The organism is Pseudomonas sp. 32A (assembly GCF_052682255.1).
The window spans coordinates 6,913,543-6,938,925 of record NZ_JBQYLY010000001.1 but is presented as its reverse complement, the minus strand read 5'-3'; the positions used below and the strand labels follow the sequence as shown (position 1 = coordinate 6,938,925).

Genomic DNA, 25,383 nt, shown 5'->3' with positions numbered 1-25,383 from the left:
CGGTTAAAAAAGTATCAGCCGGGCATCCGCCAGTCGTTTGTCCGGCCTTGGGCAAGCTGCTGTAATCGGGCCGTCAACAACAAAAACAATAAGTGGAAACCGCCATGTTCAAGATTCCGAAAGCGCTGTTCCTGCTCTCCGGCCTCACACTCGCGATGGCCGCCCATGCTGCCGAAACCGTGACCATCGCCACGGTCAACAACAGTGACATGATCCGCATGCAACGCCTGTCCAAGGTGTTCGAACAGCAGCACCCCGAGGTGAAGCTCAACTGGGTGGTGCTCGAAGAAAATGTGCTGCGCCAACGCCTCACCACCGACATCGCGACCCAGGGCGGCCAATTCGACGTGCTGACCATCGGCACCTATGAAACCCCGCTGTGGGGCGCCAAGCACTGGCTGGAACCGATCACGCCGCTGCCTGCCGATTACGGCGTGGAAGACATCTTCCCCGCCGTGCGCCAGGGCCTGTCGGTGAACGACACCCTCTACGCCTTGCCGTTCTATGGCGAAAGCACCGTCACTTATTACCGCACCGACCTGTTCAAGCAGGCCGGCCTGACGATGCCGGAACATCCAACCTGGACCCAACTGGGCGAGTTCGCCGCCAAGCTACACCAGCCCGCCAAGGACCAATACGGCATGTGCCTGCGGGGCAAGGCCGGTTGGGGTGAAAACGTCGCGCTTCTGAGCACCATGGCCAACGCCTTTGGTGCGCGCTGGTTTGACGAGCAATGGAAACCCGAGCTGACGAGCCCGGAATGGACCGCGGCGGCAAACTTCTACGTCAATACCCTGAAAAACTACGGCCCGCCGGGGGTTTCCAGCAACGGTTTCAACGAAACCCTGGCGCTGTTCAACAGCGGTAAATGCGCGATCTGGGTCGACGCCAGCGTCGCCGGCTCCTTCACCACCGACAAAACCCAAAGCAAAGTCGCCGACAGCGTGGGCTTTGCTGCCGCGCCGACCGAGGTCACCGACAAGGGTTCGTCGTGGCTGTACGCCTGGTCCCTGGCGATCCCGGCCACCTCCAAGCACAAGGACGCCGCCAAAGCCTTTATCACCTGGGCCACTTCCAAGGAATACATCCAGCTGGTGGCGGACAAGGAGGGCATCACCAACGTCCCGCCGGGCACGCGCCAGTCCACCTACAACGCGGCCTACCTGGCCGCCGCGCCTTTTGCCAAGGTGACCTTGCAGATGATGCAACACGCCGACCCGGCACACCCGTCGGCCAAACCCGTGCCGTACGTGGGCATCCAATACGTGACGATCCCCGAGTTCCAGGCCATCGGCACCTCGGTGGGCAAGCTGTTTTCGGCGGCCCTCACCGGCGGCATGACGGTCGACAAGGCACTCGCCGAGGCGCAGTCCACCACCGAGCGCGAAATGAAACGCGCCGGCTACCCGAAATAACCACCTCAGGGACACTGCATTCATGAAACGACTGGAAGGTAAAAGCGCGCTGGTCACCGGCAGCGCCCGAGGCATTGGCCGGGCGTTTGCCCAGGCCTACATCAACGAAGGCGCCACCGTCGCCATTGCCGATATCAACCTGGAACGGGCCCGGGCTACCGCCACGGAGCTGGGCCCGAAGGCCTACGCGGTGGCGATGGACGTCACCGACCAGGCGTCCATCGACGCCGCGATTGCCGCCGTGGTGGCGCAGGCCGGCAAGCTCGACATCCTGATCAACAACGCCGCCTTGTTCGACCTGGCCCCCATCACCGACATCACCCGCGACAGCTTCGACCGGCTGTTCTCGATCAACGTCGCCGGTACGCTGTTTACCTTACAGGCGGCTGCCAGGCAGATGATCAAACAGGGGCATGGCGGCAAGATCATCAACATGGCCAGCCAGGCCGGGCGCCGGGGTGAAGCGCTGGTGGCGGTGTACTGCGCGACCAAGGCGGCGGTGATCAGCCTCACGCAGTCGGCGGGCCTGAACTTGATCAAGCAAGGGATCAATGTGAACGCCATCGCACCGGGCGTGGTGGACGGTGAGCATTGGGACGGGGTAGACGCGATGTTTGCCAAACACGAAGGGCTGCCGCTGGGCGAGAAGAAAAAGCGCGTGGGGGCCGAGGTGCCGTTTGGGCGGATGGGCACGGCGGAGGATTTGACCGGGATGGCGATTTTCCTCGCGTCCAAAGAGGCCGACTACGTGGTTGCCCAGACCTACAACGTCGACGGCGGCAACTGGATGAATTGAGCGGGACGCAGCTCCTCGAACCACCGCAGATCAAAAAAGTTGGGAGCGGGCTTGCTCGCGAATGCGGAGTGTCAGTCGCCGGATATGCGGACTGATACACCGCATTCGCGAGCAAGCCCGCTCCCACAGTTTGATCTTCATTGCTCTGGGAAGGGGGCTTGGTCTTATTCGGCAAAGCTGCGATCAAAGAAGTACACCGCCCCAGGCTTCAGGTTCTCCACTGTCGCCTGCGGCCGTCCGCCCTCGCCATGCTTCTTGCGCCCCGTCTCCCGCAAAAAGCCGGCCTCAGTCAGCTTCAGCAACCGCTGGCGAATACTGGTCTTCAGCACCGGCCGCGCCAGCACCAGCGAAAAGATCGTCGTCGCCTCCGGTGCACTGAACTCATTGCCCAAAAACATCAACGGCAAGCTGCTGTACAGCGACTTGGAAAACAGCCTTTCCTGCACCGCCGCCACAATCCCGTTGTGATCGAACGGCAACTTGACCGCGCCAGCGGCCACCGCATCCAGCGAGAACCAGCGCTGATGCCCGGCCAGCGTCACCTCGTCAGCCACAATCGCCAGGTAATAGGTCGACGACGACCAGCAGCGCGGATCGCGAAACGCATCACCCACCGTCCCCACTTGCTCGTACCAGGCCAGCGCCAGGCCGACCTTGTCACTGGCCCGCAACCGTTCCACGGCATCCTGAAGGCTCAGATCTTGCACGCCGCCATTCACTACCACCCCCGGTAACGCCCAGTGCCCGGCGAAGGGCTCGGCTTCGCGCTGGTTGAGCAGGATCTTCAACTCCCCGGAGGCACGGCAATAGAACAGCACGCACAAGTCCACGGTGTGCAGGTAAGCGCTAAGGGTTGGGGCGTGGTCTGGCATGTCGGGTCCTGTTGGCAGCGGTGGGGCACAGTCTAACGGATCAAACGGCGATGTCGTGTACTCGATCCAGCATAGGTAGATAAATGTTTCTTGCTATGAAAGTACATGACGTGTACTTTTGTGTCCAGGCCACAGGAGAACACGACCATGACCGTCTCTAAAAACGCTATTGCCTCATTCGACGTCGACGCCCAGAAGAGCTTCACGCCGCTGTGCCCGAATGAATTGCCGGTCGCCGGCGGTGACGAGATCGGCGCCGAACTCAATTACATGGCCAGCCTCGCCGGGCGCCGTGTTGGCAGCAAGGACGCCCACACCCCACACGCACCCTGGGTCGTGCAGCAACACAGCGAAATGCTGCAACCCACCGGGCTGGTGCATGCCGATGTCACCTGGGTCGCCCACTGTGTACCGGGCACCGAGGGCTTCACCTTGCTGGACGAACTGCCCACGCCCTATGACTACGACTACTTCATCTGGAAAGGCGTCGAGCCCGACCTGCACCCCTACGGCGCCTGCTACCACGACCTCCACGACAAACTCTCCACCGGCGTCATCGAATACCTCTACTCCCAGGGCATCCGGCGCGTGATCGTCGGCGGCCTGGCGCTGGACTACTGCGTCAAGATCACCGCCTTGCAATTGCTGCAGGCGGGTTTCGAAGTGATCCTGCACCTGCCGGCGTGCCGTGGTATCAGCGAGGAGGGCGGCGTGCAGGCGGTCAACCATCTGCAACAAGTCGGTGTTGTGATTACCCGCAATCGGGAAGAACTGGCCGCGATGGCCGCGCGTTAAGGAGTACCTCATGGAAAGTGCATACGACTACGAAAACAGTGTGATCCAGGGCTTGCTGGACACCGACTACTACACCTTCACCATGATGCAGGCCGTGCTGCACCAGCACCCGAATGTCGATGTGGAATACCAGTTCATCGTCCGCTCCAAAGAGAAACTCGGGCACCTGATTCCCGAGCTGCGGGCGGAGCTGGAAAAACTCGCCGGCCTCAACATGCGCGAAGGCGAACTGCGCTTTCTGTTCAACCAGCGCCGTGAATACCTGACCCCGGATTTCGAGCGTTTCCTGGGCCTGTTCCGCTTCAACCTGCGCTATATCCACGTCAGTGAAGTCGACGGCCAACTGAACATCCGCGTGGTTGGCCCGATGCTGCACTGCATCATGTTCGAACAGCCGGTATTGGCCCTGGTCAGCGAACTGCGCAACCGTGACAAATACCCCGACGTGACCCTCGAAGACGTCACCCGCAAGCTCTACCAGAAGTTCGACTGGCTGGAGAAAAACCTCACCCGCGACGAGTTGGCGGACCTGCGCGTCTCGGACTTTTCCACCCGTCGCCGGCTGTCGTTCAAGGCTCAGCGCGAAGTGGTGGACATCATGCGCCGTGACTTTCCCGGCCAGTTCATCGGCACCAGCAACGCGCACCTGGCCTACGAATTCGACTTGCCGCTGATCGGCACCATGGCCCACCAATGGCTGATGGTGCACCAACAACTGGGCCGGCTGCGGGAAAGCCAGAATGCCGCGCTGGAAAACTGGGTGCGCGAATACCGTGGCCGGTTGGGCATCGCCCTCACTGACTGCATCAGCACCGACTTTTTCCTCAAGGATTTCGACCTGTACTTCGCCAAGCTGTACGACGGTTTGCGCCAGGACTCCGGTGACCCCATCGTGTGGGCCGACAAGGTGCTGGCCCGCTACAAGGCGCTGGGCATCGACCCGATGACCAAGGACCTGATGTTCTCCGACGGCCTGAACTTCGAAAAATGCCTGCCGATCCTGCGGCACGTGCGGGGCAAGGCCAAATTCGGCTTTGGCATGGGCACCAGCCTGGCCTGCGATGTGGACGGCGTAGAACCGCTGAGCATCGTGATGAAACTGGTGCGGGTGCATGGCGAGCCGGTGGTGAAATTCTCCGATGACCCGATCAAGAATGTCTGCGAAGACGCCTCGTTCCTGCAGTACGCGGCGCAGGTGTTCAACGTCAGCAACGTCAATCCACAATTGGGGGTGTGACATGGACACTCAGGCACGTATCGCACACGCACTGAATATCAACCGGCTGCTCGGCAAGGGTGGCGAGGGCGCTGAGCTGCAACGGCGCATCGACTTCATCAAGGGCACGTTGCGCCAGTCCGGCTGCCACGCGTTGGTGCTGGGCATCAGCGGCGGCGTCGACTCTCTCACCGCCGGGCGCCTGTGCCAACTGGCGGCGGAGCAACTGCGCAATGAGGATTACGAGGCGCGCTTCATCGCGATGCGCCTGCCCTATAAAACCCAGGCGGACGAACGCGACGCCCAGGCCTCCCTGGACTTTATCGCGCCGGACCAGATCGAGACGCTGAACATTGCCGCCTGCGTCGACGGGCTGATGGGCAGCCTGTCTGCCGGGCAGGCCAGTGCTGAACGTATCGACTTTATCAAGGGCAACGTCAAGGCCCGGGCGCGGATGATGGCGCAGTACGCCGTAGCGAATTTGCACGATGGCCTGGTGGTGGGCACCGACCACGGCGCAGAGGCGTTGATGGGGTTTTTCACCAAGTTCGGTGACGGCGCCTGCGACCTGGCACCGCTGTCCGGGTTGACCAAGACCCAGGTGCGCCTGCTGGCCGGCGCCCTCGGCGGGCCACGGCACTTGGTGACAAAAGCGCCGACCGCCGACCTGGAAGAGCTGGCCCCGGGAAAGCTGGATGAGCTGGCCTATGGTTGCAGCTATGACGAGATCGACCGCTATCTGATGGGCGAGGCGGTGAGTGAGCGGGTGAGGACGATTGTCGAGAACGCTTACCTCAAGACGGCTCACAAGCGTGCGCTGCCGTTCGTTCCCGACTAGAGGCGGCGCAGGAAGGATTTGACGATTTTCTGGGTGGCCTGGGTGGTGTCCAGGTCATCCAGGCGACTGTAGGGATGCCACTGGCATTCCTTGATTTCACTCAGGGGCCGGGCTTCGTCGATATTCACCACCGACGCCTCGAACACATGGTGCAGCGTGTCGCTGGCCTTCAGTTCCTGCAATAACAGCAAACCGTCCACGTTCAGCCCGGTTTCCTCTTCCAGCTCCCGCGCGGCCGCGCCCACTGGCCGCTCGTCGCGCTCGACCTTGCCGCCAGGCAGTGCCCATTTCGATCGGGCTTTACGCACAAACAGGATGTGCCCGTCGTGCTCGCAAATCACCGTGGCCCTTATTTTCATCGTCTGTGCCCCCGCAGCTGGATGATTGTCATAAAAGTGTAATGCAATTGTCATGCTGAGTCTTTCTCCGGCAGGCTGGAGAGGGGGCCGGAAAACACCGATACTGCCCCATCGAAAAAACCTCACCTGAAGGAGATGCAGATGAACACCGTACGCTGGGGCATGATCGGCTGTGGCAGTGTCACTGAACTCAAGAGTGGACCCGCCTTCTACAAAGCGCCAGGTTCGGCGCTGGTGGCCGTGATGGGGCGACGCGAGGAAGCCGTGCGCGATTATGCGGCACGCCATGGCATTGCCCGGTTCTACACCGACGCCCAGGCGCTGATTGACGACCCGGAAGTGGACGCGGTCTACGTCGCCACGCCGCCCGACAGCCACCTCGAATACAGCCTGATGGTGGCCGCCGCAGGCAAACATTGCTGCGTCGAAAAACCGATGTCGCTGAATGCCGAGCAAAGCGCGCTGATGCAACGCACGTTCGAACAGGTCGGGCTGCACCTGTTTGTCTCTTATTACCGGCGTTCCCTGCCGCGCTTCCAGCAGGTGCGGGACTGGCTGCAGGACGGGCGCATCGGCGAGTTGCGCCACCTGACCTGGACCTTGTGCAAGCCGCCCTCTGAAGACGATGCCAGCAGTGCCAACTGGCGCACCGACCCGCTGATTGCCGGCGGCGGCTATTTTGCCGACCTGGCCAGCCACGGTTTTGACCTGTTCCAGTACCTGGTCGGGGATATCGTCGATGTGGCCGGGTTTACCGCGCGCCAGGCCGGGCGTTATGCCGCCGAAGATGCCGTCACCGCCTGCTGGACCTTCGCTTCGGGCGCGTTGGGCATGGGCTGCTGGAACTTTGTTGCCGACCGTCGCGAGGACTTGGTGGAGTTGATCGGCAGCAAGGGCCGCATCACGTTCTCGGTGTTCGATGAGGCGCCGTTGCGGCTTGAGGGCGAGACCAGTGAAGCGCTGGAGGTGCCCAATCATGCGCATATCCAGTGGCATCACGTGCTGGGAATGAACGCGCATATTCGCGGCGAGAGCAAACACCCGGCGCTGGCAATTGAGGCGTTGAAGACCGATCGGGTCATGGACCGGGTGCTACAACGTAACCCCAACCTGGCGGTCTAGCAGTGCTTCAATTTTCTGTTTTTAAGGAATGAACGGATGAAAATGAAAGCAGCCTGGCTTGTGCTTTGGCTGGCGTTGGCCAGTGTCGCGACGGCGGCGCCGCGAGCCCAGGGTCAGGCCGGGGAGTTTGATTTTTACGTGCTGTCGTTGTCCTGGTCGCCGACCTTCTGCCTGACGCACCCGGACGACCAGCAGTGTTCGGGCAAGGGCTACGGGTTTGTCCTGCATGGGCTGTGGCCGCAATACGCGAAGGGTGGCTGGCCGGCGTCCTGTGCGCCGCAGTCGCGGTTGTCGGATGCCGACTACGCCCGGGGCAAGACGTTGTTCCCGTCGCCCAAGCTGCTCAAGCACGAGTGGGCCAAGCACGGCACCTGCAGCGGGCTTGAGGCATCAGCCTATCTGGACAAGACCGACGCAGCGCTGGGCGTGGTCAAGATCCCGCAGCAGCTGGAGCCCTTCAATGTCCCCAGCGGCCTCGCTGCGCGGGACATTGAAGCGCTGTTTCGCGAGAGCAACCCGGCCATGGGCAACCACGGCCTTGCAGTGATCTGCAAGGGCGCAGTGTTGACCGAAGTGCGGGTGTGCCTGACCAAGGACCTGGCATTCGCCGGCTGCCCGCGCAGCGTCAAGAGCCAGTGTCGGGATGGCGACATTCGTATCCCGACCCAGCGTTAAGCGGAGTCAGGCGGGCCCATAACTTTTATGGGTCTGCTCGATCTCTTCCACCAATTGGTCAATGCCCGCCAGGCGCGCACGGTTGTCGTGGTCCCAGGGATGAAACCCGGGCTTAAAGTATTGCAGCCAGGGCAACGCCATGCGCGGGAACACGCCCTTGGGTCCGTAGAGAAACTTGAGCATCCGCCAGAAGCCCTTCAAATGCCCGCCTGAACGCCGGTCGGCAAACAGCAGGCGCAGGTGGAAATCAAGAATCGTCAGCCAGAACAGCGCCGTGGTGGCCAGCATGGTTGTGGTGCGCAGTAAATACCGCTTGGGCCCGGGCTTGATCACGCTGTTCCACACATCGAAGGCCACCGCCTTGTGCTCGGTTTCTTCCAGGGCATGCCAGTACCACATCTGCTGATAACCCTTGACCGAATCACCGAACCGCGACGGGTCGCTGAGGAGGATTTCCGCGAGCATCGCGGTGTAATGCTCCAGGGCAATGGTCACCGCCAGATTGAACGAGGCGGGCATGTATTTCTTCTGCGCGTCGAGGATCATCTTCAGCCGGCGATCCAGGGTATGCGCCGGCAGCCCGGCGGCTTGCAGCAGGTCGTTATAGGCCACGTGTTCGCGGCTGTGCATGGCTTCCTGGCCGATGAAACCCTGGATTTCCTTCTTCAGTTCCGGGTCTTCGATGCGCTGGCGATAGTGGCGCACGCTGTCCATGAAGAACAGTTCGCCCTGGGGAAACAGCAACGACAGCGCGTTGAAAAAGTGTGTGATGAACGGGCCTTGTTCATGCCAGTTCTTGATGCGTTCGGCCGGCAGGGCAAAACGGAGGTCGCGGCGAATCGGCAGCATGGTCGGTACTCCAGTTCAGAGACGGTGCTCTTCGTTGGTTTCAAGGACGGGCGAGGGCGCACTGCGTTGTTTCGGCGCCATACGTTTGCTGGCGAACACCACCAGCGCTTGATAGGCGGCCGGCAGGCAGCGGGCGAGCAGGTCCAGGAAGTAGGCGTCGCGGCCAATCAGCACGCGGCGTTTGTTTTTGCGGACACCGTTGAGGATCACTTTGGCGGCCTGGTCGGCGTCGGTGATGAACAGCTTTTCGAAGTCGGCCCGGGCCTGCTGTTCGCTGTGGATCAGGAAGCCGGTCATGTTGGCGTCGATCCGGCTGCTGCGGCAGATGTCGGTGCGGATCCCACCGGGATGCACGCAGGTAGCCGAGACGCCGCTTTTTTGCAGGTCGAGTTCCTGGCGCAGGGATTCGGTAAAGCCGCGCACGGCGAACTTGGTGGCGTTGTAGCCGCCCATGCCCGGCTGGGCGAACAGGCCGAACACGCTGGAGGTGTTGATCACATGGCCTTCGCCGCTGGCCTTGAGGTAAGGCAGGAACGCCTTGGTCCCGTAGACCACGCCCCAGAAGTTGATCCCGACGATCCACTCCAGGTCGGTGTAATCCACGCCTTCGACAGTGCTGGACAGCGCGACGCCGGCGTTGTTGAAGATCATATTGATCTGGCCATGCTCCGCGGCGCAGCGGGCCGCCCAGTCCTCCACCGCCTGGCGATCGGAAACGTCCAGTACCTGCGAGGTCACCAGCACCGGCGCAAGCACCTGGGCCTTGATCAGTGCGACGGTCTGCTCCAGGCCCTGGCTGTTTTTATCCACCAGCGCCAGGTGGCAGCCTTCACGCGCCAGCGCCAGGGCCAACTCGCGGCCCATGCCTGACGCCGCGCCAGTGATGGCCGCCACGCGGCCGTTGAATGACTTCATGACAGGCTCCCTTCTGCGGTGGTGTGGGGATTCGCGGCCGGACGCGGGGTGGGCGGCACCGGCACTAGATTGGCGACGTAGTCCTTGAGGGCGAAATGCCGGGTGACCTGCTTGAAACGCCAGGTAGAGCCGGGCCACAGCGTGGTGTTCTTGCCGGTGCGCGGGTCCAGGTACCAGCTCTTGCAGCCGCCGGTGGTCCAAATGGTGCCGTTGAGTCGGTCCTGCAGCCTGGCGTTGTAGGCGAGTTCGACCACGGGCTTGACGTCCACCGTGGCGATGCGATGGCGCTGCATTTGGCGCAAGGCATCGAGGATGTAAGTGACCTGGGCCTCGATCATCAAAATCATCGAATTATGGCCCAGCCCGGTGTTGGGGCCGACGATCAGGAACAGGTTCGGATAGCCCGGCACTGTGGTACCCAGGTACGCGTGGGCACCGTCTTGCCAGGTGTCCATCAGGTCGATGCCGTGGCGGCCGATGATGCAGTTGCGGGGCAGGGGATCGGTGGCCTGGAAGCCGGTGCCGAAGATGATGCAATCGGTCGGGTGCTTGATACCGTCGGCGGTGATCACCCCGTCGGCCTCGATGCGCAGCACGTTGTCGGTCACCACCTGCACATTGCTGCGCGACAGCGCCGGGTAGTAATCGTTGGAGATCAACACGCGCTTGCAGCCGATGGTGTAGTCCGGCGTCAGGGTCTTGCGCAGGGAAGGGCGGGCCACTTGTTTGTGCAGGTGGCGCACGGCGATTTTCTGCACCATTTTCATCAGGCGCGGGTGCAGGGCGAAGCCCACGACGCGGCCTTCCAGCGCCCAATAGTACGCACCGCGCACCAGGCGCTGGGTGAAGGGTAGATGCTTGAAGGCCCAGCGTTCGACGCGTGAAATCGGCCGGTCGGGCTTGGGCATGATCCACGGCGGGGTGCGCTGGAACAGGTCCAGGTGGGCCACCTGCGGCGCAATCTGCGGCACGAACTGAATGGCACTGGCGCCGGTGCCGATCACCGCCACGCGTTTGCCCTTCAACGAATACTCGTGGTCCCACTGCTGGGAGTGGAAGCGCTTGCCCTTGAAGCTGTCCAGGCCGGGAATGTCCGGCAGCGCCGGGCGCGACAAGCCACCCATTCCGGATACCAGCACCCGCGCGCTGACCTGGCGGCCATTGCTGAAACTCAGGCTCCAACGCTGTTGCACCTCATCAAACACCGCCTGCTCCAGCCCCATGCCAAAGCGCAGGAACGGCGCCAGCTCGAAGCGTTGGGCGCACTGTTCCAGGTAGGCGCGAATCTCCGCCTGAGGCGCAAATTGCCGCGTCCAGTCCGGGTTGGGTGCAAAGGAAAATGAATAGACATGGGATTGCACGTCGCAGGCGCAGCCGGGGTAGTGGTTATCGCGCCAGGTGCCGCCAAGGGCATCGGCCTGCTCGGCGACAAAGAAGTCGTTGAACCCGGCTTCCTTGAGTTTGATCGCCATGCACAGGCCGGCAAATCCGGAACCGATGATGGCGATGTCGACGGTGTCATGGGCATTCATAGGCTGTCCCTCGTGGGCCGGTGGCGCCTTACGGGTTTCGACATCGGATGTGCTCCTTGTTTTTGTTTTGGCTTTTTAGATAGAACACCATTGCAAAGAAAAATTGAATTATTTATTTTAAAAAAGATTTTAAATAATCTACCTGAAAATTTCGTCTAGGCTACGACCCAGTTCCTCAAGTGCGACTTATCCGACGGACGAGAGCTTTTACGCACGCAGTCAGGTCCAGGGGCGGACGATGGCTGAGGTCTTGACCAATACCGGTCGGGCCGCCAGCAACACAGGGATGCAGAGGACCGAGCTATGGCTGTCGAGTGGGTTGTCGCTGCGGGTGTGTTTGTAGGGTTAAGCGTAGTGTTGTGGGGCTTCAGTGCCCGGATGACACGGCGTATAGAAGCCGCTGTTCCGATCAACGGGCGCTTTCTGGAGATCAACGGCGAGCGCTTTCATTATGTAGACGAGGGCAAGGGCCCGCCGCTGGTGATGATCCACGGGCTGATGGGCAGCAGTCGCAACTTGACGTATGCCTTGTCTGCCCAGTTGCGTGAGCACTTTCGGGTGATCACCCTGGATCGTCCGGGTTCGGGCTATTCCACCCGGCGTGCTGGGACGGCCGCCGACCTGCCTGGCCAGGCCCGGCAAGTCGCCAGCTTTATCAAGACCCTGGACCTGGATAAACCGCTGGTGCTGGGGCATTCCCTCGGCGGGGCAATTTCCCTGGCCCTGGCGCTGGATCATCCCCACGCGGTGTCCGGATTGATCCTGGTGGCGCCGCTCACCCATCCCCAGCGCCTGCTGCCGCTGGTGTTTATGTCGTTGGCGATACGCCCGGGATGGTTGCGACGCTACATGGCCCACACCCTGACCATGCCCATCGGCCTGCTGACCAAAGGCTCGGTGGTCAAGGGCGTGTTCGCCCCCGACCCCGCCCCGGAAGACTTCGCCACCCGCGGCGGGGGATTGCTGGGCATGCGGCCCGACAACTTCTATGCGGCCTCCACCGAGATCAACCTGGTCAACGATTTCCTGCCGGACATGGTCAAGCGCTACCCGCAACTGACCTTGCCCATCGGGCTGATCTATGGCGCGCAAGACAAGGTGCTGGACTTCCGCAAACACGGCCAGGCCCTGGCCAGCCGGGTGCCGGGCCTGAAGCTGCAGCTAGTAGAAGGGCGCGGGCATATGTTGCCGATCACCGCTACAGAGCGTGTGGCGGCCGTCGTCGAGCAGGTGGCCAAGCGTGTCCGGCCACCGGAAAACGCCACGGTGTTGCATCCGTCGTTTGCCGTGGTGAGTAAATAATTGTGCGACTGAACTCGCGGTTCGACCCCCGTCAATGCTTGCCCTAGACACCTGACCAATCGGCTGAAAAAGAGACTGCCTGGTCACGCTCAAAAGGGTTCAAGAATTTAGTTGACGACCTAACGATTCCGCGCTATTTATTTAAAAAAATATTTCAATGTCTAATTTGAAATAATTTTTGAAATGCCTAAGAGCGAATAAAATAATGAAAAAAACGCCTTTTATCGCATGGTTGAATTCTCGGAGCAGTCATCGCTCCGTGTACCTGTCCAGTGTTGATTTTTGCTCCCTGCCCACCTGCCTCGCACGGAGGTTGCCATGAATCAGACCCTGGCTGCCCCGAATGTCTGGACCGACGCCAAGCGCCACCTGTGGTGGCTCGGCATCATGCCCCTGGCGACCCCTTTGCTCTCAGGCGCCCTCGCCATCACCACCGGTGTGCAACAACTGTGGTGGGTGGGCGTACTGGTGATCTTCGGCCTGATCCCATTGATCGACGGCCTGCTGGGTGAAGACGTCAGCAATCCGCCGGAATCCGCCGTCAGCAACCTCGAATCCCAAAGCTACTACCGCTGGATCGTCTACACCGGCGTGCTGTTTGTCATCGCCTCGGTGGTGATCACCGGTTGGCTGGCGGCAGGCGGGATCGACTGGATCATCAGCGGCGGTCTGCTGCAGGCTACCGCCACCCTGGACCCATCGAGCTGGCTGGCCAAGTGTGCCGCGTTCATCACCGCTCGCACCCAGCTGCATGGTGAAATCAGCTGGTTCACCTACCTGGGCATGGCGATGTCCACTGGCGCCGCCACCGGCATCGCCATCAACACCGCCCACGAACTGGGGCACAAACCGCGCCTGGTGGAGGTCATCCTGGCCAAGATCACCCTGGCGCCGACCTTCTACGGGCACTTCTACACTGAACACAACCGTGGCCACCACGTACGTGTCGCCACTCCGGAAGATCCGGCCAGTTCGCGGTTGGGGGAGAGCTTCTGGGCTTTCCTGCCACGCTCGGTCTGGTTCAGCGCCCGCTCGGCATGGAACCTGGAACGTGAACGCCTGCGTAAGCTCGGCCTGCCCGCCTGGCACTGGAAGAACGGCGTACTCAGCGCCTGGATGTACAGCGTGGTGTTGTGGGGCGCGATGATCGCCTGGCTGGGCGCGGCCGTGATTCCGTTCCTGATCATCCAGGGCATCTACGGTTTCTCGCTGCTGGAAGTGGTGAACTACGTCGAACACTACGGCCTGAAACGCCAAAAGTTGCCCAACGGTCGTTATGAGCGCTGCTCGCCCCGGCACTCGTGGAACAGCAACCGGATTGTGACCAATATCTTTCTGTTCCAACTACAGCGGCACTCCGACCATCACGCCAATCCAACCAGAAGTTATCAATCCCTGCGTCACTTTGATGAGTCGCCGCAACTGCCATACGGTTATGCCAGCATGATTGTCTGGGCTTATGTGCCGTACTTGTGGCGACGACGCATGGACCACCGAGTTCTTAATCATTATGCCGGGGATATTACCCTGACCAATCTTCAACCTTCACAACGTTTGAAGTACATGGAGAAGTACAGCAACACCACCAAACCCTTCTAACGTAAAGCCGTCAGTCGTAGGACGTACTCGGGATCTGTGTATCGCGCAGGTTTTTATCGCCCAGGCTTTACCGGTTTCGAGTACGGCTTAGTTGCAAGACAGTTGTTTGACCCGAACAAAAATAAAATTAAGGGAAGGACGTACACCATGCAAAACCCTGCCAAGTTCACCACGCATATTGTATTGGCTGCCCTGGGCCTGATCGTTTACCACCAGGCCCAGGCCGCCCGTATCGAACCCGCCGGCAGTGCGTTTACTGCCCAAGGCCCCATCAGCTTTTCCAAGGGCGCGCTGATCAGCGCGGACTGCACCATCAAGGTCGCCGGCAAAGTGGCGGCGGATGGCTCGTCGGTGAATGTCGACAAAGTTGAATTCGACGGCGGGCTCAAGTGCAGCCGGGTAGAAGCGATCAACTTGCCGTGGGTATTGGTGGCTAAAGATACCAAGAGCGGCTCGATGTCGAAGATCGCCGTCGATGTGCACGCCTTTGGTTTGGGCGGTAAATGCGGGCCTTCTACTGCCGATGGCACGTGGGATAACGCCACGGGCAAGTTAGAGGCTGCCAATGTGCCGATCGGCGAAGACTGCACGATTAAAACGGTGTCGATCAAGATGCCGCCGACTTTCAAAGTTGTTGAGTAACGTTTAAGTGTTGCAGCGGTAATTGAATTGAAATTTGGCTGGAAAGGGAAGTTCTGCAGATTCACCGTGACCTCTCGATCATGGCCATTACCCCTGGCGAATTGACTCGCCATAACATGTGAGGAAAAACAATGAAAAGCTTGAAAACCCTCGTTTGTGTAGGTTCGTTTGCGTTGTGCTTCGGCGCAGCTTCGATGGCCAATGCGGCCTATACCATTGCTCCGGCGGGTTCGCCCTTCGCAACTACCGGCAGCATTACGGTGAAGTCGCCGGCGTCGCTGCAGCAGCCCGTAACGTGCAACATTGCTTTTTCCGGCCAAGTGGCGGCTGACGGTTCCTACGCTCAGATCAACAGTGCCACCGTCAATGGCAGCAACCCTCTGTGCGGTGTTCCAAAACTGCTGAACCTGCCATGGAAACTGCAAGTGACTGCCGGTGCCAACCCAAGCTACACCGGTACCGTGGCGGTGAACTTCTCGGTTGTCTCTAGCTGTGCGTCGGCTGCCGTGCCAATCGCCGTGACCTGGAACAACGGCTCCAACCTCCTGAGTATTGCAACACAACAGGCCGTCGGTTCTTGCACCATCACCGCGCTGACTGCAACGCCGAACCCAGCATTCGTCATTTCGCCATAAGTACCGCTCCGCGCAAGACGTGATGATCACACGTTGAAATAAACAGGTGCCTCGTCAGAGGCACCTGTCGAGGTAAGCCCGATCGGGGTTAACGCCCGTGATGGAAAAAATAATAAGGAGTGGAGCATGAATAATAAGAAACAACAGGCTCAAGCGTTTCTCGGCCTGGCATTGTTGGGCGGGCTCATGGCCGCGGCAGGGTCGGTCCAGGCCGGCGGCTTCGCGACTCCGACCTATGGTGCCCAAGGCTGGGGCCGTGCCTTCGGGGGTGGCTCGCTGTTTCAGAACGATCCATCTGCGGCGTTCAACAACCCGGCGGCCATGGCGTTTATCGATCGTAACGTCGCCGAGCTCACCGTCAACTATGCGCGGATCAACATCAAATACAAAGGCACCGAAAAGGACTACGCCGGCAATGCGCCGCAGCTGGTAGACCCGGATACGTTGGCGGGCACGCCCAATGACAACAAAGGCGGGCAGGGCGGCTTCACCGCTTGGGTACCGACCGGATTTGCGGTGATGCCGATTGGCGATCGCTTCGCCTTTGGTCTGAGCCAGGTCGTTCCCATGGGAGCACGTACGACATGGGATTCCGACTGGATTGGACGAGATTTTGCCGTCGACACGCGCATTGAAACCGTTGGTCTGACGGGCGCACTGTCGTTCAAGGTGAATGATCAGTTTTCCATTGGCGGCGGTGCAATTGTTCAGCACACCAAAGGCTTCGTCAGCCAGAACATCGACCTGTATTCCGCGGCGGCCGTGTCTCCGATCGGACTTCAGTTTCCTTCCGGCGTAGGCCACTCGCTGATTCGCGTCAAGGTGGACAATACCTCCGTCGGCTGGTTTGGCGGCCTGGCCTGGAAGCCTACAGACAAAGATACCTTGGGCCTTGCCTACCACGCCAAGATCAAGAACAAGCTGGAGGGCAAATACAATATCTACGCTGACCCCTTGAGCCAGTCGCTGATCGAGGGCGGTCTCCCAGGCCTTGCCTACCCAGGTCTGGACCTGAAGCTCAACGGTGCCAACGCCAGCACACAACTTGATGTCCCGGCCAACGCCACCATCGACTGGGTCCACCAGTTCAGTGATCGTTTCAGCCTGGGTGCCAGTGTCATGTGGACCCAATGGTCGTCATTCAAGGCGCTGACCTTGAAGTCTGACGGCAACCAGATTGTGTCGATTCCTTATAACTACAAGGACGCCTGGATGGTCTCCCTCGGCGGTGACTATAAACTCACCAACGATCTCACTGTGCGCGCCGGTGTGGCCACGGACCAGACGCCAACCCGTAACTCCACCCGTGACCCACGCATCCCCGATGGTGACCGGATCTTCACATCCCTGGGCTTTGGCTACAAAGTTCGTGCGATTCCGGGGTTGGGTATCGACGGTTCCTACTCCCACCAATTCGTGGAAAAAGCCAAGCTGCAAACCCACAACCAGGATCGTCTGGGGGCAGCCACCCTGGATGGCAAGGCGGACGCCTATGGGGACGTAGTCAGTATGGCGATCTCCTACGAGTTCTGATCCACCGTTGTGGCGTGTGTCGGTGTCAGCCTGCAGTCAGCGCATCTTTCTGCAAATCTCACACCGGTATTGCATCGACGGGTCGCCCACGCGACCCGTTCCGATCCCTTTTCCATTGACCTGACCGGCTGATCCATTCAGCCGCTGATTTTTTCGCCCAAGCATTAAATAAAAATTTCAAAACAAAATTTGAATTTATCTTTTCAAGTTTGTAGTGTGGCTTTACGTCACAGGTCATTCCGATCTGCTTGGGCGTTGGCCGTACCCTGAATTGAGTAGAGGTATCCCCATGGTTATCTGGTTATTGGCGGGACTCGCAGCAGCGATTGCCCTGGCGTATCGACAAGCCGCTGCCACCCTCTGGCTGGGTGCCGGCCTGGTCTGGCTGGCGGTCGGTTACCTGTTCAACGTGGTCGCCGGTTTCGGCGCCAGTGTGGTGACGGTGCTGGTGCTATTGCCCGCGCTGCTGCTGACGATCAAACCCCTGCGCCGCGCGCTGTTGACCAGCAAGGCCCTGGGCCTTTTCCGCAGCATCATGCCGGCGATGTCCGACACCGAGCGCGCTGCCATCGAATCCGGCACCGTGTGGTGGGACGCCGAGCTGTTCAGCGGCAAACCCCGCTGGGAGCGGCTGCTGCAAGCCGCACCGGCCAGTCTCAGCGCTGAAGAACAGGCTTTCCTCGACAACGAAGTAGAGACCCTGTGCGACATGTCCAACGACTGGGAAACCACCCAGGTCTGGCAAGACATGTCCCCCGAAGGCTGGCAGTACACCAAGGATGCCGGCTTCCTCGGCATGATCATTCCCAAGCAGTACGGCGGCAAAGGCTTCTCCCACTATGCGCATTCGCAAGTGGTGATGAAGCTCTCGACCCGTTGCTCGGCAGCGGCGATTTCGGTGATGGTGCCCAACTCCCTGGGCCCGGCAGAACTGCTGCTGCACTACGGCACCGACGCCCAGCGCAACTATTACCTGCCACGCCTGGCCCGTGGCGAAGACATCCCGTGCTTCGCCCTGACCAGCCCGTATGCCGGCTCTGACGCCGGGGCCATTCCAGACCTGGGCATCGTCTGCAAAGGCCTGCACGAAGGCGAGGAAGTGCTGGGTTTCCGCGTGACCTGGGACAAGCGCTACATCACCCTCGGCCCAATCGCCACCGTACTCGGCCTGGCATTCCGCGCCGAAGACCCGGACGGTTTGCTCGGCCAGCCCGGCTCCCTGGGCATCACCTGTGCGCTGATCCCGACTTCCCACCCAGGCGTGAACAGCGGCCGGCGTCACTGGCCACTCAACGCGGTATTCCAGAACGGCCCAACCACCGGTAAGGATGTGTTTATCCCGCTGGAATGGGTGATCGGTGGCCGCGAACAAGTCGGCAACGGCTGGCGCATGTTGATGGAATGCCTGGCGGCTGGCCGGGCGATTTCCCTGCCGTCGGCCAACGTCGGCCTGGGCAAGGTGGCCGTGCGCGGCACCACCGCTTATGCGGCGATGCGCAAACAATTCGGCCTGCCGATCGGCAAGTTCGAAGGCGTACAAGCGCCCCTGGCACGCATGGCCGGGCATCTGTATGCCTGCGATGCGGTGCGCAAGGTTTCAGTGGCGTCACTGGATGCCGGTGAAAAGCCGTCGGTGATCTCGGCCATCGCCAAATACCACGTCACAGAGCGCGCGCGGATCATCGTCAACGACGGCATGGACATCGTCGCCGGCAAAGGCATCTGCATGGGGCCCAATAACTTCCTCGCCCGGGCCTACCAGCAAAGCCCCATCGCCATCACGGTGGAAGGCGCGAACATCATGACCCGCTGCCTGATCATCTACGGCCAGGGCCTGATTCGTTGCCATCCCTATGTGTTCCGCGAGATGGAAGCGGCGCGCAACACCGACCGGCGCAAGGCCCTGGTGGATTTCGACAGCGCGATGTTCGGCCATCTGAGTTTTGTGCTGGCCAATACCGTACGTGCCGCAGTGCATTCGCTGACGGGCGGGCGCTTGATTTCGGTGCCGGGCAAGACTGATCCGGCGCTGGCGTCCTACTACCGCCAGGCCAATCGGCTGTCGGTGGTGCTGGCGTTGATCTCGGACATTTCCATGGGCGTGCTGGGCGGTGCCCTCAAGCGCAAGGAAAGTATCACCGGGCGGTTGGGAGACATTCTGTCCCAGCTGTACATCCTGTCCTGCGTGCTCAAGCGCTTTGAAGATGATGGCCGGCCCCAGGCAGATCTGCCGCTGGTGCATTGGGCGGCTCAGGACGCCTTGCTGCGGGCCCATGAAGCCCTGGCTGAAGTGCTCGACAACTATCCGTCGAAAGCAGCGGCGGCGGTGATGCGTGGCTTGACCTTCCCGTTTGGCATTCCCCTGCGCAAACCATCGGATCGCCTGCTGGCGCAAGTGGCGGACCTGGTGCAGGTACCGGGGGAAAGCCGTGACCGCTTGCTGGGCAATTCCTATATCCCGCGGCCTGAAATCGACAAGCTTGCATATGGCGAACTGGGCTTCCGTCTGTTGCCACAAGTGGAACTGATCGAGGCGCGGCTCAAGGGTGCGATCAAGCAAGGCCTGATCGAACCGATGCCGATTTCCGGTACTGCGTTTACCCCGTGGCGGGTCAAGGCACGGGCGCTGGACCTGATCAGCGACGACGAAGACAGCTTGCTGGCGCGTTATGTGGAATACGGCGATCACGCGATCCAGGTGGACGACTTCCCGCAGGACTTCGGCTTGCTGGAAGCCTTGCAACAGCGCCAACAGGCGCTGGAACAGGCCGCCAAACCGACCGCCAGGCGCCGCGCCAACCAAAGCGAAAACGCGCCGGTCAACTGATTGGAACTGGGGGAACACGGTCAATGTGAGAGCTGGCTTGCCTGCGATAGCGTTGGTTCAGGGCCAGATGTGTTGGCTGACACACCGCAATCGCAGGCAAGGCAGCTCCCACAGGGATCGGGTTTCCATGGAAAGACAGTGTTGTGAGTGAATTTATCCATGAGTGACAGCTACCTCTCGTTCGTCAATTCCCCTTGGGGCCGCTGGCTGGCGCAGACTGCCGGGCTGCCGCAACCCCTGGCGCTGCAACGTCATCGCAGCGGCCAACAAGGTCTGGCCAACCCAGTGATCGTCGCCGGGGCAGGGCGCCTGGCTGCTGAGATCCAGCGCATCTTCAGTGCCACCGACACGGTGCCCGCCACCGCCGCGACCCTCAAGGCGCCCTCTACGGTCAAAGTCCAGGGCGCGGTGTTCGACGCCAGCACCATCGCCGACCTCAAGCAACTGGACGAGCTCTACGAATTTTTTCACGCCAACGCCAAGCGCCTGGGCCAACACGCCCGGGTGGTGGTGCTCGGCACTGCGCCGGAGCTGTGCAAGGACTTGCCGCAGGCCATTGCTCAGCGTGCCCTCGAAGGCCTGGTGCGCTCATTGGCCAAGGAGCTGCGCCGGGCAATCACCGTGCAGTTGATCTACGTCGCGCCCGGTGCCGAAGGTGCGCTGGAAAGCAGCCTGCGGTTCTTCCTGTCGCGGCGCTCGGCCTATGTCTCGGGGCAGGTGGTGCGTCTGGAAAAACCAGTCGACAGCCAAACCGACATCAACTGGGACAAACCTCTCGGCGGCCGCCGTGCCCTGGTCACCGGCGCGTCCCGTGGCATCGGCCTGGCAATCGCTCAGGTGCTGGCCCGTGACGGCGCGCAGGTGGTCTGCGTGGATGTGCCCCAGGCCCAGGAATCCCTGGAACAGGCGGCCAGCAGTGTCGGTGGCAGCGCACTGGCGCTGGACATCACCGCCACCGACGCCGCGCAGCAGCTGCAAGCCCATATCAGCCAACACGGCGCATTCGACGTGGTGGTGCACAACGCCGGGATCACCCGCGACAAGACCATTGCCAAGATGACCGAAGCCGCGTGGCGCAGCGTACTGGCGGTCAACCTGGAAGCGCCGCTGCACCTGAGCACCGCATTGCTGGAAAGCCAAGGCCTGAACCCGGGTGGGCGGATCGTGTGTGTCTCGTCGATTTCCGGCATTGCCGGCAACCTCGGGCAAAGCAACTACGCCACGTCCAAGGCCGGTGTAATCGGCCTGGTGCAAGGTCTGGCACCCCAGGCGGCGGCGCAGCAGGTGACGGTGAATGCTGTGGCTCCCGGTTTTATCGAAACCCAGATGACCGCGAAGATCCCACTGATGATTCGCGAAGCAGGGCGACGGATGAATTCCATGTCCCAGGGCGGGCAACCCATCGACGTCGCGGAAACCATCGCCTGGCTGGCGCATCCAGCTTCCGGCGGGGTCAATGGCCAGGTGGTGCGGGTCTGCGGCCAAAGCCTGTTGGGAGCCTGACGATGGATTACGTGACGCACATTATTGACCCACCGCCCTCACGTTCGCGGCTGTTGCTGGACGGTGTCTTGGCCTTGCGCAAACCCAAAGTGGAAGGTACGCCGACGTTGCCGACAGAACGCCTGGTGCGTTCGGCCGTTGAGCTGTCTGCCCAGGGGATCGCGGCCTACGGTCGGGCCTGTGGTTTCCGCCGCGAGCAAGGCGTGCCGCTGTCCTATCCCCATGTGCTGGCGTTCCCGCTGCACCTGATGCTGCTGACCCGGCCGAGCTTCCCGTACCCGGCCAGCGGCATGGTGCATTTGGCCAATCGCATCCGTCAGCATCAACGGCTGGAGGAGGGCCAGGCCCTGCGGCTGGAGGTGTATTGCGAGCGCTGGGTCGCCCATCCCAAGGGCCAGGCCTTGAGCATCGCCACCCGTGCCTACAGTGCGGGCACCCTGGTGTGGGAGAGCGACAGCCTGTACCTGCGGCGTGACATTAAAACCCCGGTCGGCGAACCGTGGGACGACGTGCTGCCGTTGCAGGAAGAAGGTTTGCTGCGTACCCAACGCTGGGTGCTGCCGGCCGACCTCGGGCGGCGTTTCGCCAAGGTCTCGGGGGATTTCAATCCGATTCACACCTCGGTGATTGGCGCCAAACTCTTCGGCTTTCGCCGGGCCATCGCCCACGGCATGTGGACGCTGGGCCGCGCATTGGCCGCGCAGCAACCGCCGGGTGGACTGGCGCAGGCCGAAGCCCACTGCGATTTCAAGTTGCCGATCTTCCTGCCCGGCCAGGTCGCCTTGTGGAACGTCCCGCCAACCGGCCCACGTCGTGAGTTTGAAGTGCGCAATGTCGCCGGTGACAAATCCCATATGCGTGGGCTGTTTATCTGGAATGAGAACCCTCGATGAGTGACTACAGCTTCAACCCGGCCCCGACCCGCCGCGTGGCGATTCTCGGCGGCAACCGCATTCCGTTCGCCCGTTCCAATACGGTGTATGCCCATGACAGCAACCAGGATTTGCTGGTCGCCGCCCTGCAAGGCCTGGTGGACCGCTACAACCTTCACGGCCTGCGCCTGGGCGAGTTTGCTGCCGGTGCGGTGATCAAGCATTCCCGGGATTTCAACCTGGCCCGGGAAAGCCTGCTGTCCACCACGCTCTCTCCCGAAACCCCGGCCTACGACCTGCAACAAGCCTGCGGCACGGGCCTGGAAGCGGCGTTGCTGGTGGCGAACAAGATCGCCCTCGGGCAGATCGAAGTGGGCATTGCCGGCGGTTCCGACACCACCTCCGACGCGCCGATCGGCATCAACGAGTCCCTGCGCCGCACCTTGCTTTCAGCCAACCGCGCCAAGGGTACCGGCGCCAAGTTGAAGGCACTGATGAGTGTGCGCCCGTCGATGTTCTTCAAGCCGCTGCTGCCGCGCAACGGCGAACCGCGCACTGGCCTGTCCATGGGCGAGCACTGCGAAGAAATGGCCAAGCGTTGGCAGATCAAGCGCCTGGCCCAGGACGAACTGACCCTCACCAGTCACCAACGGTTGGACGCGGCCTACAAGCAGGGTTTCTTCGATGATTTGATCAGCCCGTATCGCGGCCTGGCCCGGGACAACAACCTGCGGGCCGACGCCAGCCTGGAAAAACTCGCCGGCCTGTCCCCGGCCTACGACCGCCAGAACGGCACGCTCACCGCCGGCAACTCCACGCCCCTGACCGATGGCGCCTCAGTGGTGCTGCTGGCCAGCGAGGAATGGGCCGCCGAACGTGGCTTGCCGGTGTTGGCTTATTTGCGAACCGGCGAAACCGCAGCGGTGAATTTCGTCGACGGCACCGAAGGCCTGCTGATGGCCCCGGCCTACGCCGTGCCACGCATGCTTAAGCGTGAAGGCCTGACGTTTGCCGACTTCGACCTGTTCGAGATCCACGAAGCCTTCGCCGCCCAGGTGCTGTGCACCCTCAAGGCCTGGGAAGACCCGGACTATTGCCGCGACCGCCTGGGCCTCGACGCGCCGCTGGGCAGCATCGACCGCGCCAAAATGAACGTCAACGGCGGCTCCCTCGGCTGCGGTCACCCGTTCGCTGCCACCGGTGGCCGGCAGCTCGCAGCACTGGCCAAGGCTATTCACCAGAGGGGCGGCGGCCGAGGCTTGATTTCGATCTGCGCCGCGGGCGGGCTGGGCATTACCGCTATCGTCGAAAAGTAGTTCCCACCATAAAAACAACAAGGAGACTGCCATGAACGCTGTAAGCCTGGAACAGACCGAACGCCTCTGGTTGAACGCTTACCTGCCCGGCGTACCGGCAGACATCGACGCCGGCATCGAGGACTACCCGTCGTTGCGCGAGGTGTTCCTGGAGCACCTGCACAAATTCAGTGAACGCGTCGCCTACGTCAGCATCGGCACCGAGATGACCTACGCCGACTGGGAAGTGCAGGGCATCGCCTTTGCCGCGTGGCTGCAAGCCCAGGGCGTGAAGAAGGGCGACCGTGTGGCGCTGATGATGCCCAACTGCTTGCAGTACCCGATCTGCCTGCTGGGCACGATCCTCGCGGGCGCCGTGGTGGTCAACGTCAACCCGCTGTACACCGCCCGGGAGCTGCAGCATTTGCTCAAGGACAGCGGAGCGGAGACCCTCGTTATCTTCGAAAACTTCGCCCACACCCTGGAGAAGGTGGTGGCCGCCAGCACCGTCAAACGCGTGGTGATTGCCGCCATCGGCGATCTGCTCGGCACCTTCAAGGGCGCGGCGATGAACTTCATCCTGCGCAGCGTGCAAAAGCAGGTCCCGCGCTTCAATCTGCCGGGCGCCGTACGCTTCAACCAGGTATTGAAACAGGGGCGCGGCCAGACCCATTTGGCCGTGCCGATGAACCGCGAAGACCTGGCCTTCCTGCAATACACCGGCGGCACCACCGGCGACGCCAAGGGCGTGATGCTCAGCCATCGCAACATCATCGCCAACCTGTTGCAGGCCAAGGCGTGGGTGGGTGATCAACTGGACCAGAACCAACAGGAAACCAACGTCACGCTGCTGCCGCTGTACCACATCTTTTCCCTGACGGTGAACTGCCTGATGTTCATGTGCCTGGGCGGGCGCAACATCCTGATCGCCAACCCACGGGACGTGAAACGGGTGCAGATGATCCTGCGCAAGGAGCGTTTCAACGGGATTGCCGGGGTGAACACGCTGTTCAATGGCCTGCTGGAAAACAAAGAGTTCTGCGCCCGGGACTTTTCCGACCTGCGCATGGTGATTGCCGGCGGCATGGCCACCCACACCGCCGTGGCCAAGCGCTGGAAGGAAGTCACCGGCTTGCCGATCATCGAAGGCTACGGCCTCACCGAGTGCTCGCCGGTGGTGAGCATCAGCCCCATCGACATCTCACGCATGCGCGAGATGGAATTCACCGGCAGCATCGGCGTACCGCTGCCCTCGACCTGGGTGCGGTTTGTTCGTGAGGACGGTGAACTGGCGGAGCTGGGTGAGCCTGGCGAACTGCAAGTGCGCGGGCCGCAGGTGATGCAGGGTTACTGGAAGCGCCCGGCGGAAACCGCCGAGGTGCTGGATGCCGAAGGGTGGCTGTCCACCGGGGATATCGGGGTGATGAATGAGCAGGGCTTCATCCGCCTGGTGGACCGCAAGAAAGACCTGATCCTGGTGTCCGGGTTTAACGTGTACCCCAACGAAATCGAAGACGTGGTGGCGTTGCATCCCGGCGTGGCGGAAGTGGCGGCGATTGGGGTGGAGGATGGCGTGACCGGCGAACGGGTGAAAATCATCGTGGTGCGCAAGGACCAAAGCTTGACCCAGGAACAGATTCTGGCGCATTGCCGGGAGTATCTGACGGGGTACAAGGTGCCGCGGTTTGTGGAGTTTCGTACGCAGGAGTTGCCCAAGACGACGGTGGGCAAGGTGCTGCGCCGGGCACTGCGTTAAGCCTTACGATCGTTCCCACGCTCTGCGTGGGAACG

General features: G+C 61.5%; 22 protein-coding genes. 17 read left to right on the top strand and 5 right to left on the bottom strand.

Annotation, left to right across the window (positions count from 1 at the left end; translation table 11 throughout):
- The first annotated feature begins 104 nt into the window (after positions 1-104).
- The gene (locus ACUN0G_RS31670) at positions 105-1,415 is read left to right on the top strand and encodes an ABC transporter substrate-binding protein (RefSeq protein ID WP_445575318.1); all 1,311 of its coding nucleotides are present in this window, start codon (positions 105-107) and stop codon (positions 1,413-1,415) included.
- 22 nt (positions 1,416-1,437) lie between these two features.
- A complete protein-coding gene (locus ACUN0G_RS31665) occupies positions 1,438-2,211 on the top strand; it encodes an L-iditol 2-dehydrogenase (protein ID WP_017479873.1) in 774 nt (257 codons plus the stop codon).
- 164 nt (positions 2,212-2,375) lie between these two features.
- Here ACUN0G_RS31665 and ACUN0G_RS31660 read toward each other — a convergent pair whose 3' ends face one another.
- Entirely contained in the window at positions 2,376-3,083 is a 708-nt protein-coding gene (locus ACUN0G_RS31660; protein WP_445575317.1) for an NUDIX hydrolase, read from the bottom strand.
- Positions 3,084-3,230: 147 nt separating this feature from the next.
- On the opposite strand from ACUN0G_RS31660, the gene ACUN0G_RS31655 reads away from it, so the two are divergent.
- The 3 genes from ACUN0G_RS31655 to nadE are packed head-to-tail and all read left to right on the top strand — an operon-like array spanning position 3,231 to position 5,932.
- Positions 3,231-3,878 carry a nicotinamidase gene (locus ACUN0G_RS31655; RefSeq protein WP_258345148.1) on the top strand — a complete coding sequence of 216 codons (648 nt, stop codon included), beginning with the start codon at positions 3,231-3,233 and terminating at the stop codon, positions 3,876-3,878.
- A 10-nt stretch (positions 3,879-3,888) separates the two neighbouring features.
- A complete protein-coding gene (gene pncB, locus ACUN0G_RS31650) occupies positions 3,889-5,115 on the top strand; it encodes a nicotinate phosphoribosyltransferase (protein WP_421553790.1) in 1,227 nt (408 codons plus the stop codon).
- A 1-nt stretch (position 5,116) separates the two neighbouring features.
- Positions 5,117-5,932, top strand: a complete 816-nt coding sequence (gene nadE / locus ACUN0G_RS31645; RefSeq protein WP_421525952.1) for an ammonia-dependent NAD(+) synthetase — start codon at positions 5,117-5,119, stop codon at positions 5,930-5,932.
- Here the strand turns inward: nadE and ACUN0G_RS31640 are convergent.
- Positions 5,929-6,291: an NUDIX hydrolase gene (locus ACUN0G_RS31640; protein ID WP_258348827.1), complete on the bottom strand. Its 363-nt coding sequence runs from the start codon at positions 6,289-6,291 to the stop codon at positions 5,929-5,931. The genes nadE and ACUN0G_RS31640 overlap by 4 nt on opposite strands.
- A 141-nt stretch (positions 6,292-6,432) precedes the next feature.
- Here ACUN0G_RS31640 and ACUN0G_RS31635 point away from each other — a divergent pair, with 141 nt between their 5' ends.
- Together ACUN0G_RS31635 and ACUN0G_RS31630 are read left to right on the top strand one after the other, a co-directional pair.
- Entirely contained in the window at positions 6,433-7,413 is a 981-nt protein-coding gene (locus tag ACUN0G_RS31635; protein WP_445575316.1) for a Gfo/Idh/MocA family protein, read from the top strand.
- Positions 7,414-7,449: 36 nt separating this feature from the next.
- Complete coding sequence (locus tag ACUN0G_RS31630; protein WP_445575315.1) at positions 7,450-8,088, top strand: ribonuclease T2 family protein; 639 nt, start codon at positions 7,450-7,452, stop codon at positions 8,086-8,088.
- Positions 8,089-8,094: 6 nt separating this feature from the next.
- On the opposite strand, the gene ACUN0G_RS31625 is transcribed toward ACUN0G_RS31630, so the two are convergent.
- Genes ACUN0G_RS31625 through ACUN0G_RS31615 form a run of 3 tightly spaced genes read right to left on the bottom strand, consistent with a single transcriptional unit; the run spans position 8,095 to position 11,384 of the window.
- On the bottom strand, positions 8,095-8,937 hold the full coding sequence (locus ACUN0G_RS31625) for a metal-dependent hydrolase (protein WP_421525950.1): 843 nt from the start codon (positions 8,935-8,937) through the stop codon (positions 8,095-8,097).
- 15 nt (positions 8,938-8,952) lie between these two features.
- Positions 8,953-9,852, bottom strand: coding sequence for an SDR family NAD(P)-dependent oxidoreductase (locus tag ACUN0G_RS31620; RefSeq protein ID WP_445575314.1), 900 nt, complete (start codon positions 9,850-9,852; stop codon positions 8,953-8,955).
- Positions 9,849-11,384, bottom strand: coding sequence for a flavin-containing monooxygenase (locus tag ACUN0G_RS31615; RefSeq protein WP_445575313.1), 1,536 nt, complete (start codon positions 11,382-11,384; stop codon positions 9,849-9,851). The genes ACUN0G_RS31620 and ACUN0G_RS31615 overlap by 4 nt, the downstream gene beginning before the upstream one ends.
- A 303-nt stretch (positions 11,385-11,687) precedes the next feature.
- Between ACUN0G_RS31615 and ACUN0G_RS31610 the strand changes: the two genes are divergently transcribed.
- The 10 genes from ACUN0G_RS31610 to ACUN0G_RS31565 all read left to right on the top strand — a co-directional run bounded on the left by ACUN0G_RS31610 (position 11,688) and on the right by ACUN0G_RS31565 (position 25,348).
- Positions 11,688-12,686: an alpha/beta fold hydrolase gene (locus ACUN0G_RS31610; RefSeq protein ID WP_445575312.1), complete on the top strand. Its 999-nt coding sequence runs from the start codon at positions 11,688-11,690 to the stop codon at positions 12,684-12,686.
- A gap of 318 nt (positions 12,687-13,004) precedes the next feature.
- On the top strand, positions 13,005-14,285 hold the full coding sequence (locus tag ACUN0G_RS31605) for an alkane 1-monooxygenase (protein WP_421553783.1): 1,281 nt from the start codon (positions 13,005-13,007) through the stop codon (positions 14,283-14,285).
- 147 nt (positions 14,286-14,432) lie between these two features.
- The gene (gene praA / locus ACUN0G_RS31600; RefSeq protein WP_017479886.1) at positions 14,433-14,927 is read left to right on the top strand and encodes an alkane oxidation protein activator PraA; all 495 of its coding nucleotides are present in this window, start codon (positions 14,433-14,435) and stop codon (positions 14,925-14,927) included.
- Positions 14,928-15,058: 131 nt separating this feature from the next.
- A complete protein-coding gene (gene praB, locus ACUN0G_RS31595; protein ID WP_445575311.1) occupies positions 15,059-15,562 on the top strand; it encodes an alkane oxidation protein activator PraB in 504 nt (167 codons plus the stop codon).
- A gap of 126 nt (positions 15,563-15,688) precedes the next feature.
- Complete coding sequence (locus ACUN0G_RS31590) at positions 15,689-17,095, top strand: outer membrane protein transport protein (RefSeq protein ID WP_017479888.1); 1,407 nt, start codon at positions 15,689-15,691, stop codon at positions 17,093-17,095.
- A gap of 289 nt (positions 17,096-17,384) precedes the next feature.
- A complete protein-coding gene (locus tag ACUN0G_RS31585) occupies positions 17,385-19,922 on the top strand; it encodes an acyl-CoA dehydrogenase (RefSeq protein WP_445575310.1) in 2,538 nt (845 codons plus the stop codon).
- A gap of 159 nt (positions 19,923-20,081) precedes the next feature.
- Complete coding sequence (locus ACUN0G_RS31580; protein ID WP_445575309.1) at positions 20,082-21,425, top strand: 3-oxoacyl-ACP reductase; 1,344 nt, start codon at positions 20,082-20,084, stop codon at positions 21,423-21,425.
- Positions 21,426-21,427: 2 nt separating this feature from the next.
- Positions 21,428-22,318 (top strand): MaoC/PaaZ C-terminal domain-containing protein, encoded by an 891-nt coding sequence (locus tag ACUN0G_RS31575; RefSeq protein WP_445575308.1) that lies wholly within the window; start codon positions 21,428-21,430, stop codon positions 22,316-22,318.
- Positions 22,315-23,613: an acetyl-CoA C-acetyltransferase gene (locus ACUN0G_RS31570; RefSeq protein WP_445575307.1), complete on the top strand. Its 1,299-nt coding sequence runs from the start codon at positions 22,315-22,317 to the stop codon at positions 23,611-23,613. The genes ACUN0G_RS31575 and ACUN0G_RS31570 overlap by 4 nt, the downstream gene beginning before the upstream one ends.
- 31 nt (positions 23,614-23,644) lie before the next feature.
- Positions 23,645-25,348 (top strand): AMP-binding protein, encoded by a 1,704-nt coding sequence (locus tag ACUN0G_RS31565; protein ID WP_445575306.1) that lies wholly within the window; start codon positions 23,645-23,647, stop codon positions 25,346-25,348.
- Positions 25,349-25,383: the final 35 nt, after the last annotated feature.

What these genes read in the sequence shown, in the direction of transcription:
- ACUN0G_RS31670 (WP_445575318.1), top strand. Translation starts at nt 105, where the DNA reads ATGTTCAAGATTCCGAAAGCGCTGTTCCTGCTCTCCGGCCTCACACTC.
- ACUN0G_RS31665 (WP_017479873.1), top strand. Translation starts at nt 1,438, where the DNA reads ATGAAACGACTGGAAGGTAAAAGCGCGCTGGTCACCGGCAGCGCCCGA.
- ACUN0G_RS31660 (WP_445575317.1), bottom strand. Translation starts at nt 3,083, where the DNA reads ATGCCAGACCACGCCCCAACCCTTAGCGCTTACCTGCACACCGTGGAC.
- ACUN0G_RS31655 (WP_258345148.1), top strand. Translation starts at nt 3,231, where the DNA reads ATGACCGTCTCTAAAAACGCTATTGCCTCATTCGACGTCGACGCCCAG.
- pncB (WP_421553790.1), top strand. Translation starts at nt 3,889, where the DNA reads ATGGAAAGTGCATACGACTACGAAAACAGTGTGATCCAGGGCTTGCTG.
- nadE (WP_421525952.1), top strand. Translation starts at nt 5,117, where the DNA reads ATGGACACTCAGGCACGTATCGCACACGCACTGAATATCAACCGGCTG.
- ACUN0G_RS31640 (WP_258348827.1), bottom strand. Translation starts at nt 6,291, where the DNA reads ATGAAAATAAGGGCCACGGTGATTTGCGAGCACGACGGGCACATCCTG.
- ACUN0G_RS31635 (WP_445575316.1), top strand. Translation starts at nt 6,433, where the DNA reads ATGAACACCGTACGCTGGGGCATGATCGGCTGTGGCAGTGTCACTGAA.
- ACUN0G_RS31630 (WP_445575315.1), top strand. Translation starts at nt 7,450, where the DNA reads ATGAAAATGAAAGCAGCCTGGCTTGTGCTTTGGCTGGCGTTGGCCAGT.
- ACUN0G_RS31625 (WP_421525950.1), bottom strand. Translation starts at nt 8,937, where the DNA reads ATGCTGCCGATTCGCCGCGACCTCCGTTTTGCCCTGCCGGCCGAACGC.
- ACUN0G_RS31620 (WP_445575314.1), bottom strand. Translation starts at nt 9,852, where the DNA reads ATGAAGTCATTCAACGGCCGCGTGGCGGCCATCACTGGCGCGGCGTCA.
- ACUN0G_RS31615 (WP_445575313.1), bottom strand. Translation starts at nt 11,384, where the DNA reads ATGAATGCCCATGACACCGTCGACATCGCCATCATCGGTTCCGGATTT.
- ACUN0G_RS31610 (WP_445575312.1), top strand. Translation starts at nt 11,688, where the DNA reads ATGGCTGTCGAGTGGGTTGTCGCTGCGGGTGTGTTTGTAGGGTTAAGC.
- ACUN0G_RS31605 (WP_421553783.1), top strand. Translation starts at nt 13,005, where the DNA reads ATGAATCAGACCCTGGCTGCCCCGAATGTCTGGACCGACGCCAAGCGC.
- praA (WP_017479886.1), top strand. Translation starts at nt 14,433, where the DNA reads ATGCAAAACCCTGCCAAGTTCACCACGCATATTGTATTGGCTGCCCTG.
- praB (WP_445575311.1), top strand. Translation starts at nt 15,059, where the DNA reads ATGAAAAGCTTGAAAACCCTCGTTTGTGTAGGTTCGTTTGCGTTGTGC.
- ACUN0G_RS31590 (WP_017479888.1), top strand. Translation starts at nt 15,689, where the DNA reads ATGAATAATAAGAAACAACAGGCTCAAGCGTTTCTCGGCCTGGCATTG.
- ACUN0G_RS31585 (WP_445575310.1), top strand. Translation starts at nt 17,385, where the DNA reads ATGGTTATCTGGTTATTGGCGGGACTCGCAGCAGCGATTGCCCTGGCG.
- ACUN0G_RS31580 (WP_445575309.1), top strand. Translation starts at nt 20,082, where the DNA reads ATGAGTGACAGCTACCTCTCGTTCGTCAATTCCCCTTGGGGCCGCTGG.
- ACUN0G_RS31575 (WP_445575308.1), top strand. Translation starts at nt 21,428, where the DNA reads ATGGATTACGTGACGCACATTATTGACCCACCGCCCTCACGTTCGCGG.
- ACUN0G_RS31570 (WP_445575307.1), top strand. Translation starts at nt 22,315, where the DNA reads ATGAGTGACTACAGCTTCAACCCGGCCCCGACCCGCCGCGTGGCGATT.
- ACUN0G_RS31565 (WP_445575306.1), top strand. Translation starts at nt 23,645, where the DNA reads ATGAACGCTGTAAGCCTGGAACAGACCGAACGCCTCTGGTTGAACGCT.